Origin of the sequence: Cryptosporangium phraense, from assembly GCF_006912135.1 — a bacterium.
GTDB classification, from domain to species: Bacteria; Actinomycetota; Actinomycetes; order Mycobacteriales; family Cryptosporangiaceae; genus Cryptosporangium; species Cryptosporangium phraense.
On the sequence record NZ_VIRS01000034.1, the window covers coordinates 1 to 12,627 of the forward strand.

Genomic DNA, 12,627 nt, shown 5'->3' on the forward strand with positions numbered 1-12,627 from the left:
AGCCGCGCCGCCCGGCGGCCCGGGCCGGCCCGGGCCGAAACGACGAAGGCGCCGCTCCCCGACAGGGGCGGCGCCTTTCGTGTGAGCGACGGCTCAGAGAGCGGCAGCGCGCTTCGCCATGGCCGACTTCTTGTTCGCGGCCTGGTTCTTGTGGATGACGCCCTTGCTCTGCGCCTTGTCGAGCGCGCGAGAAGCGTTGCGCAGCTCGGTGAGAGCCACGTCGCGGTCGCCGGCGTCGGCCGCCGTGCGGAACTTCCGGATCGCCGTCTTGAGCGACGACTTGACGGCCTTGTTGCGCAGGCGCGCCTTCTCGTTCGTCTTGATGCGCTTGATCTGGGACTTGATGTTCGCCACGCGTAAGCCTCGGGTCTGGTCGTGTGTGTGCTGGCAAGTTACCGGCGATGGCGGGGTGCTCTCTGCAGAGCAGCGCACATCGCACCCACCGCGCGAAGAACCAGGCTACCAGGGTCCGCGTCCCGCCGACAAAACGCTGCCGCCCGCGCCCGGCGCTCTCCGGTCGTCGGCGCGCGTGGGAGAATGGAAGGGCCGCAATCTCTGCGGTGCCGCCGGAAGACGCGCGCGGCGCGATGGCGGGGCCGCCGGAGCGCGCCCGTCACCAGCCAACTTCGCCAGGAGAGAGAGGGACACCCGCGTGCCCCCGACGCCGAGGCCGGGCTCCACCGACCCGAGCCTGATCCGCAACTTCTGCATCATCGCGCACATCGACCACGGCAAGTCGACGTTGGCCGACCGCATGCTGCAGAAGACCGGCGTGGTCAACGAGCGGCAGATGCGCGCCCAGTACCTCGACCGGATGGACATCGAGCGCGAGCGCGGCATCACGATCAAGTCCCAGGCCGTGCGCCTGCCGTGGGAAGTGGACAACACCACCCACATCCTCAACATGATCGACACCCCCGGGCACGTCGACTTCACCTACGAGGTGTCGCGGAGCCTGGCGGCCTGCGAGGGTGCCGTCCTCCTCGTCGACGCCGCCCAGGGCATCGAGGCGCAGACGCTCGCCAACCTCTACCTGGCGCTCGAGAACGACCTGCACATCATCCCGGTGCTCAACAAGATCGACCTGCCGGCCGCGCAGCCGGAGAAGTACGCCGAGGAGCTGGCGAAGCTCATCGGCTGCGAGCCCGAAGACTGCCTGAAGGTCTCCGGCAAGACCGGCGAGGGCGTCGAACACCTGCTCGACGAGATCGTCCGCCAGTTCCCGGCCCCCCAGGGTGACGCGAACGCGCCGGCCCGGGCGATGATCTTCGACTCGGTCTACGACACCTACCGCGGCGTCGTCACCTACGTCCGGGTCGTCGACGGGCAGCTCAGCAGCCGTGAGCGCATCAAGATGATGTCGACCGCGGCCACCCACGAGCTGCTCGAGCTCGGCGTCATCTCGCCCGAGCCGGTGCCGTCGGACGCGCTCGGCGTCGGCGAGGTCGGCTACCTGATCACCGGCGTGAAGGACGTCCGCCAGTCGAAGGTCGGTGACACGGTCACCAACAACGCGAAGCCGGCGAGCGAGGCCCTGACCGGCTACGCGGAAGCCAAGCCGATGGTGTTCTCCGGCCTCTACCCGATCGACGGCTCGGACTACCCGCTCCTCCGCGAAGCCCTCGACAAGCTGCAGCTCAACGACGCCGCGCTGGCCTACGAGCCGGAGACCTCGGCCGCGCTGGGCTTCGGCTTCCGGGTCGGGTTCCTCGGCCTGCTGCACCTGGAGATCGTCCGCGAGCGGCTCGAGCGGGAGTTCGGCCTCGACCTGATCGCGACCGCCCCGAACGTCGTCTACCGCGTGATCATGGACGACAAGTCCGAGCACATCGTCACGAACCCGTCGGAGTTCCCGCACGGCAAGATCGACGAGGTGTACGAGCCGGTCGTCCGGGCCACCGTCCTCGCTCCCAGCGACTACATCGGCGCGATCATGGAGCTCTGCCAGTCCCGCCGCGGCACGCTCCAGGGCATGGACTACCTGTCCGAGGACCGCGTCGAGCTGCGCTACTCGCTGCCGCTGGCCGAGATCATCTTCGACTTCTTCGACCAGCTGAAGTCGCGCACCAAGGGCTACGCCAGCCTCGACTACGAGCCCACCGGCGAGCAGGCGGCCGACCTGGTCAAGGTCGACATCCTGCTCCAGGGCGAACAGGTCGACGCGTTCAGCGCGATCGTGCACAAGGACAAGGCCTACAACTACGGCACGACGATGGCCCAGAAGCTGCGCGAGCTGATCCCGCGGCAGCAGTTCGAGGTGCCGATCCAGGCCGCGATCGGGGCCCGGATCATCGCCCGCGAGAACATCCGGGCGATCCGCAAGGACGTGCTCGCGAAGTGCTACGGCGGTGACATCAGCCGGAAGCGCAAGCTGCTGGAGAAGCAGAAGGAGGGCAAGAAGCGGATGAAGATGGTCGGCCGCGTCGAGGTCCCCCAGGAGGCGTTCATCGCCGCCCTCTCCACCGGCGACGCCAAGGAATCCGCCAAGAAGAGCTGACCCCCGAGGCGCTGTGCGTTTCGGCGACCCAGAGGCCGCCGAAACGCACAACGCCTCGGTTCACTCGGCGCCCACGGCCGGGCGGGCCAGCAGGGCCCGGGCCGGCAGCGCGGTCGCCACCACGGCCAGCACCAGACACACCGCCGCCGCCACCCCGATCGGCAGCCACGGGATCGACGGCCCCGCCGACGCGACCATCCGCCCCAGCGCCTGGGCCAGCCCGATCAGGCTCAGCACGGTCGCCGCGACCGCCAGACCGGTCCCGACCAGCACCACCAGCGCCGCCTCGCCGACCACCACCCGCAGCCCCTGCCGGGGCGTCGCGCCGGAGAGCCGCAGCAGCGCCAGCTCCCTCCGCCGGTCGAACGTCGCCATCAGCAGCGTGTTGACGATCGCCAGCCCGGTGTAGAGCAGCGCGACCCCGAGCAGCGCCACCAGCGCGAGCTGGTTCCCCTCGTCGGTCTGCGCGCGGACCGAGTCCGCATACGTCCGCCGGTCGACCGCCCGCGCGCCCAGTGGCGCCACCGCCGCCCGCACGGCCACGGCCGGAGCACCGTGCACGTACACCGAGGGTGCGGTGGCCGTCGGATCGTGGGCGCGGACCGTCGCGATCGGCAGCAGCACGCTCGTGGACTGCAGCGAGGCCACGACCGCCACCACCCGCAACCGCTGGGTCGTCCCGTCCGCGAACAGCACCGGGGTGGTGTCTCCGACGTGCAGGTCGGAGATGTCGGAGACCGTCATCGTGCCCGGCCGCAGGTCGTCGAGCGACCCGGAGACCACCGCCACGTCGAGCGTCCGGCGCAGCGTCGCCGGGTCGACGCCCAGGGCGTCCCCGGTGATCTCGTGCGTCGAGTCCTCGGACGGCGAGGCCTCCCAGATCGTCGTCGCCAGCGGCGCCGACACGACCGCCCCGGGGACGGCGGCCGCGATCGCCTCCGGCGCCCCGTCGGTGGTGCCGCTGCCGGGCAGTACGATCACGTCCGCGATCAGGCGGTCCCGCAGGTCCGCGTCGGTCGTGTCCGCGACCGTCGCTATCGCTCCGATCATCGATCCCGCGACGCCGACGGTCACCAGCACCGGAGCCGCGGTGGACGCTACGCGGCGAACCGCGGTCAGCGCCCCTTGACGCACGAGCATCGGCTCGGCCCCGCGCAGCCGGGCCAGCGGCCACGACACGAGCCGGATCACCGGCGGGATCAACGCCGGCGCCAGCAGCGCGAACGCGACCACGAACAACTCACCGACGAACACGGTCATCGCGACCGCGCCCTCGGAGCCGACCTGCGACGACGCCACGATCAGCGCCACCGCGCCGGCCAGGAACAGCAGCCCGAAGAACCAGCGCCCGACCGTCATCGGACGCCGTTCCACGGCCGCGTCACGCAGGGCCTCCACCGCGGGCACCCGGCCGGCCCGGCGGGCCGCCGTCCACGACCCCAGCAGCGCGACCACCAGCCCGACGCCGAACCCGATCGTCAGCGGCCAGAACCGCGCCACCGGCGAGAACGACGACGGCACCAGCCCGGCCCGATCCAGCAGCACGGCGTACAGCCAGGACAGCGGGATCCCCAGCACCGACCCCAGCGCGGCCGAGAACCCGCCGACGACGAACGCCTCCGCGTACACCATCCGGCGCACCTGCCGGGGCTGCGCCCCGACCAGCCGCATCAGCGCAAACTCCCGACGGCGCTGGGACACCGCGAACGCGAACGTCGACGCGACGACGAAGATCGCGACGAACCCGGCCAGCCCGGCCGAGATCCCGAGCAGTGCGGTGGCGTCCTCCAACTGCTGGCCCTCGGGGCTCGGCTCGGCCAGCCGGCGGGACTCCCCGGTACGGACCACCACGCCCGGTAGCGCGCGCGAAATCGCGGCGGACACCGCGTCCACCGAAGTGTTCGGCGCGACGAGGACCCCGACGGCGCGAACCGTCCCCCAGGAGGCCGCGTCGCGGTCGGAGACGTAGAGCCCGGGCCGGTCGAGCAGGCCGGACACGCGGAGGGGCCGCCCACGGACCGGCACGGTCCCGTCGACCGCGACCCCACGCTCGCGCCCGACGACGACCTCACCGGAGGCCGGGGTCCGCCCGGACACCAGCCGGGCCCCGGCCAGCCGCGCGCTGGCCCAGCCCCGCCCGTCGGGGAACACCACGTCCGGGATCGCGGCCGCCACCCCGGGCACCCGGGCCAGCCGGGCCGCTGCCCCGGCGGGCGGCGGCGCCGAGACCGACGAGTCCGGCGACCGCGCGCCCTGGACCACGATCGGCGCGGCCGGGTAGTGGATCAGCGGCTGGGCGATGCCGTCGCGCGCGCCCACTCCGGCCAGCAGTTCGGCCGCGCCGCTGATCAGCGCCGCGCCCAGCGCGACCGCCACGACGGTCCCGAGCAGCGACGTCCAGCGCGTCCGCAGGGTGCTGAGGATCATCACGCCTCCAGGTGCGCGAGGCGGGCGGCCACGGTGTCGACGTCGGGGGAGTGGAGTTCGCCCACGACCCGTCCGTCGGCCAGGAACACGACGCGGTCCGCGGACGCGGCCGCGACCGGATCGTGGGTCACCATGATGATCGTCTGGCGGATCCCGCGGAGGAGGGCCAGCACCTCCCGGGAGGTCGTGCTGTCGAGCGCGCCGGTCGGTTCGTCGGCGAACAGCACCGCGGGCCGGGTGATGAGCGCCCGGGCGATCGCGACCCGCTGCTGCTGACCGCCGGACAGCTCGGTCGGCCGGTGCCGGGCCCGGTCGGCCAGGCCGACCGCGGCCAGGGCTTCCTTCACCTGGCCGGACGACGGCCGACGTCCGGCCAGCCGCAGCGGCAGCTCGACGTTCTGCGCCGCGGTGAGCGACGGCAGCAGGTTGAACGACTGGAAGACGAACCCGATCCGGTCGCGCCGGAGTAGCGTCCGCTGGGTCTCGTTCAGCCGGTCGACGCGGACGCCGGCGACCTCGATGGAGCCCGAGTCGATCCGGTCGAGCCCGGCCGCGCACTGCAGCAGCGTCGACTTCCCGGACCCGGACGGACCCATCACCGCGGTGAAGGTTCCGGCCGCGAACGTCAGCGTGACGCCGTCGAGCGCGCGTACCTGTTTGCGATAGACCTTGTGGACGTCGTGGAGAGCCGCGGCGACGGCGGTATCGGTGGCGAGCATGGATCCAGCCAACCGTCCGAAGAGGCCGGTGACACCAGAGCAGCCCGGAGCATCGCTGGTAGAGGTAGGTAGACCGGGAATTGTCGGGGTGACGCCCTAGGGTTCACCCCATGCCACTCGACCTGATCGCGCTGTTGCCCGAGCCGTGGCGCGAGGTCCTCGACCTCGGCGATCTCACGGAACTCGAGACGTTCGTCGAGCGCGAGTACGCCGAGCAGACCGTGTATCCGCCGCTCGAAGACCTGTTCGCGGCCTTTCGGCTGTGCCCGCCCGAGCAGGTCCGGGTGCTGCTGCTCGGGCAGGATCCGTACCACGGCCCCGGCCAGGCCCACGGCCTCTGTTTCAGCGTCCGGGCCGGCACGCGGGTGCCGCCGTCGCTGCGCAACGTGTTCAAGGAGATGGCGGCCGACGTCGGCTCCCCGATGCCGGGCAGCGGCGCGCTCACGGCCTGGGCCGAGCAGGGCGTGCTGCTGCTCAACTCGGTGCTCACCGTGCGGAAGGGCCAGGCCGGCTCGCACGCCAACCGGGGCTGGGAAGAGTTCACCGACGCGACGATCCGGGCCGTCAACAGGCTCGATCACCGGGTCGTGTACCTGCTCTGGGGCAGCTACGCCCGGAAGAAGGCGGCGCTGGTCACCAACCCGGCGCACGTGGTGCTGGAGGCCGGTCACCCGAGCCCGATGAACCCGCGTGGCTTCCTCGGCAGCCGTCCGTTCAGCGCGACGAACAAGGCCCTGGCCGACGCCGGCCTGCCCGAGATCACCTGGGACCTCAAGGAGTAGACCCAGCCGTACCGACAACGCCTCCCGATCTCCCTAGCGTCGACACCGTGACGATCTGGCAAGCCCTGCGACGGCCGCGGTTCCTGCTGTCCTCCTGGCCCTGGCGGGCGTTCGCCTACCTGGCCAGCGGCAGCGTGCTGGGGATGGCGGTCGGCATCGTGCTGGTGGTCGTCGCGATGACCGGTGCGGTGCTGACGATCGCGCTGGTCGGGTTCGTCGTGCTGGCCCTGCTGCCGCTGTGCGGGCTGATCGTGGGGCCGATCGAACGCTGGCGGCTCCGCCTGGTCGATCCGGAGAAGATCCCGACCCCGCACCGGCCACCGACGAAGCCCGGCGCCTGGGCCTGGTTCGTCCACCGCTACCGGGAGTCGGCGACCTGGCGCGAGCTCGCGGCCACGCTGCTGCTCGCGGTGCTCGGCCTGGCCGACCTGATCGGGTTGTCGGTCGCCTGCACGTCGGTCGGGCTGTTGCTCTCGGCGCCGCTGATCATCGCGTTCAGCGACCGGTCCGAAGAGGTGATCAGCATCGGGCCGGGCTGGCAGATCAACACGGTCGGCGAGGCGCTCACGCTGGTGCCGATCGGCGTCCTGCTCGCGGTCGTGCTCGCGTACCTGATCACGGCCTGGGCCGGTGGCCGGGCGAACCTCACCCGGACGCTGCTCGCGCCCCGCGACACCCAGCAGGTCGTGGCCCTGACCCGGTCGCGGGCCCGGCTGGTCGACGCGTTCCAGGCCGAGCGCCGCCGGATCGAGCGTGACCTGCACGACGGCGCCCAGCAGCGGCTCGTCGCCCTGACCGTCGAGCTCGGCCTGGCCCGGCTGGACGCACCACCCGGGTCCGACGTGGCCCGCCGGGTGGCGTCGGCCCACGAGCAGGCCAAGCTCGCGCTGGCCGAGCTGCGTGAGCTGATCCGGGGCGTCCACCCGCAGGTGCTCACCGACCGCGGGCTGGCCCCGGCGGTCACCGAGGTCGCGGGCCGGGCCGTCGTCCCGACCACGATCGAGGTCGACGTGGGCCGGCGCCTGGCCCCGGAGATCGAGGCCGCGGCCTACTTCGTCGTCACCGAGGCGCTCACCAACGTCGACCGGCACAGCAAGGCCACCAGCGCCACGGTTCGCGGCCGCATCGACGACCGGCTGCTCGTCGTCGAGGTGATCGACGACGGCGTCGGGGGAGCGGACCCGGCGCTGGGCAGCGGGCTGGTCGGCCTGGCCGACCGCGTCGCGGTCGTCGACGGCGCCCTCACTGTCGTCAGCCCCGTCGGGGGCCCTACTCTGCTGCGTGTGGAGATCCCCGTCCGGTGAGGATCGTGCTCGCCGAAGACAGCGTGTTGCTTCGTGAGGGCCTGGTCGCGTTGCTCACCCGGTACGGCCACGAGGTCGTCGCCGCGGTCGGTGACGCGCCGTCGTTGATCGACGCGGTCGAGCGCGCCGGCCCGGACCTGGTGATCACCGACGTCCGCATGCCTCCGACGCACAGCGACGACGGGCTGCGCGCCGCGGTGAGCCTGCGCACCAAGAATTCCGCGCTCCCGGTGCTCGTGCTCAGCCAGTACGTCGAGCAGACGTACGCGGCCGAGCTGCTCGACACGGGCGACACCGGCGGCGTCGGTTACCTGCTGAAGGACCGGGTCGGCGACGTCGACGACTTCGCCGACGCGGTGGGGCGGGTGGCCGGCGGCGGCACGGTCGTCGACCCGGAGGTCGTGCGCCAGCTGCTGCGTCGCCGCTCGGACCCGCTCGACCGGCTGACCGCGCGCGAGGTCGAGGTGCTGGCGCTGATGGCTGAGGGCCGCTCCAACGCGGCGATCGCCCGGACGCTCGTCGTCACCGAGGCCGCGGTCACCAAGCACATCGGCAACATCCTGGCCAAGCTCGACCTGCCCATCGACGCCGACGATCATCGCCGGGTCCTGGCCGTTCTCGCGTACCTCCGTAGGCTCGGGGGATGAGCAGCGTTCTTTCCGTGAACATCGGCGTGCTGCGGGTCGTGCCCTGGACGCAGAGCATGGGCAGCACCGGTATCGACAAGCGTCCGGTGGCGGGCCGGGTGCGGGCGGTCGGTGACGGGCTGGAGAGCGACGTCATCGTCGACACGAAGAACCACGGCGGCTACGACCAGGCCGTGTACGCGTACGCGCGCGAGGACGCGGAGTGGTGGGAAGCCGAGATCGGGCGCGAGCTGAGCAACGGTGCGTTCGGTGAGAACCTGACCGTCCAGGGCGTGAGCTGCACCGACGCGGTGATCGGCGAACGCTGGCGGGTCGGGTCGACGTTGCTGGAGGTGAGCCGGCCGCGGATCCCGTGCCGGACGTTCGCCGGGTTCTGGGACGTGCCGAACCTGGTCAAGCGGTTCACTCAGCACGGGGCGCCGGGGGCGTATCTGCGGATCATCGAGGAGGGCGACGTCGGGGCCGGCGATGCGATCGAGGTGGTCGGGAAGCCTGCTCATGGCGTCACGATCGGCGAGGTGTTCCGAGCCCTGACCGGCGACCGCTCCCTCGCGCCCAGGCTCCTCGAGGCCCCGGAACTACCGGCCGCCCTTCATGAACGAGCCCACAAGATGCTGACCCCCGCCTCACGCCGCTAGGGCGCGTTCGGCGTACCGGTTGGCGATCGCGCGGAACTGTTCGAGCCGGTTGAAGCAGCGTTCGACGAGGTTGCGCTGCCGGTTGATGACCGGGTCGAAGACGGGGGGCCGGCTTCCGGCCGAGCCTTTCGCGGCGCGCCGGGCGACCTGGTCCGAGCGCTCGGGGGATCGTCGCGGCGATCTTGCGGCGCCGCAGCGCGGGTCGAGGGATGGGCGATCAGCCACCACTCGGTCCGGTCGCTTGCGCGGCCGGCCGGGGCACCGACACCTCATCCAGCAACGGCAGGAGCTGCGGATTGTCACCGGCCTGACCAGCGGTCGGCCGGACGGCCATCGGCCGTCCCCGCCGATCGACCGCGAGCCGGATCGTGCTGCTCAGCCCGCCCCGGGACCGCCCGATCGCCTCCCCCCTCGACCGCAGCAACCACGATGCCCATACGCGCAGCGCCGCGCTGATAGGCGGAGCCCCTTTTTCGCCGCCCGAGGCCGGGCCCCGGCGGGGATCGCGGCGCAGCCGCTCACGGGTGGTCTTAGCGGAGTCGTATCGCTCCGGGACATCGCGCTATGGCGCGCCCGTGCGCAGCTTCCACGCGATCGCGTTCAGCGCGTGGGAGCAGGGTGCAACGGCCACAGCTTGGGTCGGTCACGTGGCGGTAGTAGCGCCGGAGGTTCCTGACGGCACAGGGAAGGCAGCGCCAACTCGCGTTCGGCTCTCCGCCGGCGCCGGGCCGGCGCCGAGCTCAGGACGCCGACCGGGCGCTCGTCGGCGACGGCGCGGGGGGCCGGCAGGGCGGCGGTCGGCGCGCCTACGACGCGGCGGCCATTCGGACTTCTACGTAATCCTTGCCGGGCGCCGAAGAATCCCGCACCCACTTGCCGCTGTCAGCCGTCCACACATCACCCGCGAACGCCACCCTCCGCACGCCGTATTCGTGCGCCTTGGCCACGAACCAGTGCGCGGACTGCCAGCCGAGCCGCGACTTGCCCCCGCCCCCGACCGCGACCTTCAGGATCGGCACATCGCCCTCGACGCTCGGGTTGACCGTGAGCTTCCCCAGGTCGGCGGCGAGCTCGGCCACCAGCGCGGTGCTGGCCTGCGACCCGACCCGGTCGGGCGGACGGCGCAACTGACACGTCACCGCGCCGGCCTCGTCACCCAGCAGCGCGGCGGCCAGCGTCTCGGCGTCGCTCTCCCACTTCTGGTACAGCTCCGGGTGGGCGCTGCGCTGCACGGCCTGGGCGGCGTCGGTCAGGCGCATCTTCTGCCAGCCCGGCACCCGCACCAGGTGCTCGTAGAACTCTCCGGCGGCGAAGCGCGGGTCACGCAGCTCGTCGGGCGTCCCCCAGCCCTGGGACGGCCGCTGCTGGAACAGGCCGATCGAGTCGCGGTCGCCGGTGTCGAGGTTGCGCAGTTTCGACTCCTGCAGCGCGGTGGCCAGCGCGATCGCCGCGGCCCGCTCGGGCAGGTCCCGACGCACCGCCGCGGCCACGATCGTCGCCGCGTGGGTCAGCTGGTCGGGAGCCAGCCGGACGACCTTGTCGGCGGCGTAGCTGCGGCAGGTGTCGGAGAGAAACGGCACATGCAGCTTGGTGAGCCTGGACACGCCGATCACGGTCACGACCGCCAGGGTCACGACAACGACCGCCAGAACGGCCGCTTTGCGCATGTTCGTGCCCCTCCTAACCCGTGAACGCCGTTTGTTTCGGGGCACCACTGGTGGGGTACCGGAGACGCCCGCTGATCGAGCCTACGACCTTCGCGTAAGCGCGGGGTGAGGGGAACCGCGAACGAGCTGACACACTGGAGGAATGGCTGGACTACCGCCCGAAGGGCAGCCCGCCCCGGACGACGGTCGGCTCCCCGACGGCGCGCTCGACCGGCTCGGCGAGCGCGGTTTCGGAATCTACGTGCACGTGCCGTTCTGTGCGTCCCGGTGCGGCTACTGCGACTTCAACACCTACGCGCCGGGCGAGCTCGGCAGCGCCGGCCGCACCGACGCCGCCAGCTGGCTCGAGGCCGCGCTCGCCGAGATCGACCTGGCCGGCACCGTGCTCGGCGCCGCGCCCGGCGGGCTGCCCCGCGTCGATACGGTCTTCGTCGGTGGCGGCACCCCGACGCTGGTGCCGATCGACTACCTGTCCCAGGTCAAGAGCCGGATCGAGGAGACGTTCGGCTTCACCAACGACGTCGAGATCACGACCGAGGCCAACCCCGACTCGGTCGACCCGGCGTCGCTGGAGGCCCTGCGGACGGCCGGTTTCACCCGGATCTCGCTGGGCATGCAGTCGGCCCGCTCGCACGTGCTCGCGGTCCTCGACCGCAGGCACACGCCGGGCCGGGCCGTCCAGGCCGCCCAGGAGGCGCGCAAGGCCGGCTTCGAGCACGTCAATCTCGACCTGATCTACGGCACGCCCGGCGAGACCGACGCAGACTGGTCCGCGTCGCTGAGCGCGGCCGTCGCCGCCGGGGTCGACCACGTCAGCGCCTACGCGCTGATCGTCGAGGACGGCACCCGGCTGGCCCGCCAGATCAGCAAGGGCGTCCTCCCGATGCCCGACGACGACGTGCTGGCCGACCGGTACGTCATGGCCGACGACGCGCTCGGCCGGGCCGGCCTGACCTGGTACGAGGTCTCGAACTGGGCCGCCGACGAGAGCGCCCGCTGCCGCCACAACGAGCTCTACTGGCGCAGCGGCGACTGGTGGGGCGTCGGCCCGGGCGCGCACAGCCACGTCGGTGGCGTCCGCTGGTGGAACCTGCGCCACCCGGGGCGGTACGCCGACCGCCTGGCGGCGAAGGCCTCCCCGGCTCAGGCCCGCGAGATCCTGGCGGTCGAAGACCGCCGGGTCGAGGACGTGATGCTCCGCCTCCGCCTGGCCGAGGGCCTGCCGTTGACGGTTCTGGACGCCGACGGGCGCGCCGCCGCGGCCCGGGCTCACGCCGACGGGCTGCTCGACGTCCGCGACGATCGCGCGGTGCTGACCCGGCGGGGCCGGTTGCTGGCCGACGCCGTGGTCAGGGACCTGCTCACTTGATCAGCTTCACCGACATCGGGTACCGGTAGAACTCGTCGCCGGCGGCCCGGACACCGGCGATGATGCCGAAGATCAGCGGCACGAGGAACGTCACCAGTGGCAGCACCCAGAGGAAGAGCGCGCCGAAGCCCAGCGTGATCGCGCTGCCGCAGGCGAAGACCGTCCAGGCGACGACGTTCGCGATCGCCCACGTAATGTGGAAGTTCAGCGCCTCGACCGCGTGCGCGCGCACGTTCGCGTTCGTGGTGCCCCGGACCAGGAACGCGATCAGGGGCGCCACCCAGCCGAAGACCGTGCCGCCGAAGACGACGCCCGCGACGCCGCCGAAGTGCGACACCATGTTCCAGGTCTTCGTGTCGTCCACCGGCCTGGGCGGCGGGTAGCCGCCGTAGCCGGGCGGTTGATGTCCGTACCCCGGCGGGCCGTAGGCGCCACCGGACGACGGAGGGGTACTGAACGGGTCAGGTCTGGACGAGTCGGGCGGCCACGGCGAGGCAGGATCGGTCACGCTCGCAGGGTACGACCGCCGTGACCTGGTAGGGATGGCATTCCGTGTCGGACCCACGACAGGAGCGGG

Annotated in this window: 12 protein-coding genes; 6 read left to right on the top strand and 6 right to left on the bottom strand. The window is 72.1% G+C overall.

Annotation, left to right across the window (positions count from 1 at the left end; all coding sequences use genetic code 11):
* Positions 1 to 93: 93 nt before the first annotated feature.
* The gene (gene rpsT, locus FL583_RS32850; protein ID WP_142708778.1) at positions 94 to 354 is read right to left on the bottom strand and encodes a 30S ribosomal protein S20; all 261 of its coding nucleotides are present in this window, start codon (positions 352 to 354) and stop codon (positions 94 to 96) included.
* Positions 355 to 652: 298 nt separating this feature from the next.
* Between rpsT and lepA the strand changes: the two genes are divergently transcribed.
* Positions 653 to 2,497, top strand: a complete 1,845-nt coding sequence (lepA, locus tag FL583_RS32855) for a translation elongation factor 4 (RefSeq protein WP_142708779.1) — start codon at positions 653 to 655, stop codon at positions 2,495 to 2,497.
* Between the two features lie 60 nt (positions 2,498 to 2,557).
* On the opposite strand, the gene FL583_RS32860 is transcribed toward lepA, so the two are convergent.
* Together FL583_RS32860 and FL583_RS32865 are read right to left on the bottom strand one after the other, a co-directional pair.
* Complete coding sequence (locus FL583_RS32860; protein ID WP_142708780.1) at positions 2,558 to 4,924, bottom strand: ABC transporter permease; 2,367 nt, start codon at positions 4,922 to 4,924, stop codon at positions 2,558 to 2,560.
* Positions 4,924 to 5,643, bottom strand: a complete 720-nt coding sequence (locus tag FL583_RS32865; protein WP_142708781.1) for an ABC transporter ATP-binding protein — start codon at positions 5,641 to 5,643, stop codon at positions 4,924 to 4,926. Before FL583_RS32865 ends, FL583_RS32860 begins: the two co-directional genes overlap by 1 nt.
* Positions 5,644 to 5,753: 110 nt before the next feature.
* Here FL583_RS32865 and ung point away from each other — a divergent pair, with 110 nt between their 5' ends.
* Genes ung through FL583_RS32885 form a run of 4 tightly spaced genes read left to right on the top strand, consistent with a single transcriptional unit; the run spans position 5,754 to position 9,014 of the window.
* Positions 5,754 to 6,425: a uracil-DNA glycosylase gene (gene ung / locus FL583_RS32870; RefSeq protein WP_142708782.1), complete on the top strand. Its 672-nt coding sequence runs from the start codon at positions 5,754 to 5,756 to the stop codon at positions 6,423 to 6,425.
* Positions 6,426 to 6,472: 47 nt separating this feature from the next.
* Entirely contained in the window at positions 6,473 to 7,729 is a 1,257-nt protein-coding gene (locus FL583_RS32875) for a sensor histidine kinase (RefSeq protein ID WP_205752682.1), read from the top strand.
* Positions 7,726 to 8,376 carry a response regulator transcription factor gene (locus FL583_RS32880; protein ID WP_142708783.1) on the top strand — a complete coding sequence of 217 codons (651 nt, stop codon included), beginning with the start codon at positions 7,726 to 7,728 and terminating at the stop codon, positions 8,374 to 8,376. The genes FL583_RS32875 and FL583_RS32880 overlap by 4 nt, the downstream gene beginning before the upstream one ends.
* Positions 8,373 to 9,014, top strand: a complete 642-nt coding sequence (locus FL583_RS32885; protein WP_142708784.1) for an MOSC domain-containing protein — start codon at positions 8,373 to 8,375, stop codon at positions 9,012 to 9,014. The genes FL583_RS32880 and FL583_RS32885 overlap by 4 nt, the downstream gene beginning before the upstream one ends.
* Here FL583_RS32885 and FL583_RS32890 read toward each other — a convergent pair.
* Together FL583_RS32890 and FL583_RS32895 are read right to left on the bottom strand one after the other, a co-directional pair.
* On the bottom strand, positions 9,003 to 9,242 hold the full coding sequence (locus FL583_RS32890) for a transposase (RefSeq protein WP_170323990.1): 240 nt from the start codon (positions 9,240 to 9,242) through the stop codon (positions 9,003 to 9,005). The genes FL583_RS32885 and FL583_RS32890 overlap by 12 nt on opposite strands.
* 578 nt (positions 9,243 to 9,820) lie before the next feature.
* Positions 9,821 to 10,681, bottom strand: a complete 861-nt coding sequence (locus FL583_RS32895) for a hypothetical protein (protein ID WP_142708786.1) — start codon at positions 10,679 to 10,681, stop codon at positions 9,821 to 9,823.
* Positions 10,682 to 10,823: 142 nt separating this feature from the next.
* Between FL583_RS32895 and hemW the strand changes: the two genes are divergently transcribed.
* Entirely contained in the window at positions 10,824 to 12,050 is a 1,227-nt protein-coding gene (gene hemW / locus FL583_RS32900) for a radical SAM family heme chaperone HemW (RefSeq protein ID WP_142708787.1), read from the top strand.
* On the opposite strand, the gene FL583_RS32905 is transcribed toward hemW, so the two are convergent.
* A complete protein-coding gene (locus FL583_RS32905) occupies positions 12,043 to 12,558 on the bottom strand; it encodes a DUF4870 domain-containing protein (protein ID WP_205752683.1) in 516 nt (171 codons plus the stop codon). The two genes, hemW and FL583_RS32905, sit on opposite strands and share 8 nt — an antisense overlap.
* Between the last annotated feature and the right edge of the window lie 69 nt (positions 12,559 to 12,627).

Bases quoted from the DNA above. Each gene is read 5' to 3' on its own strand.
- FL583_RS32860 (WP_142708780.1), bottom strand. From the start codon at position 4,924: ATGATCCTCAGCACCCTGCGGACGCGCTGGACGTCGCTGCTCGGGACC.
- hemW (WP_142708787.1), top strand. From the start codon at position 10,824: ATGGCTGGACTACCGCCCGAAGGGCAGCCCGCCCCGGACGACGGTCGG.
- FL583_RS32895 (WP_142708786.1), bottom strand. From the start codon at position 10,681: ATGCGCAAAGCGGCCGTTCTGGCGGTCGTTGTCGTGACCCTGGCGGTC.
- FL583_RS32865 (WP_142708781.1), bottom strand. From the start codon at position 5,643: ATGCTCGCCACCGATACCGCCGTCGCCGCGGCTCTCCACGACGTCCAC.
- ung (WP_142708782.1), top strand. From the start codon at position 5,754: ATGCCACTCGACCTGATCGCGCTGTTGCCCGAGCCGTGGCGCGAGGTC.
- FL583_RS32885 (WP_142708784.1), top strand. From the start codon at position 8,373: ATGAGCAGCGTTCTTTCCGTGAACATCGGCGTGCTGCGGGTCGTGCCC.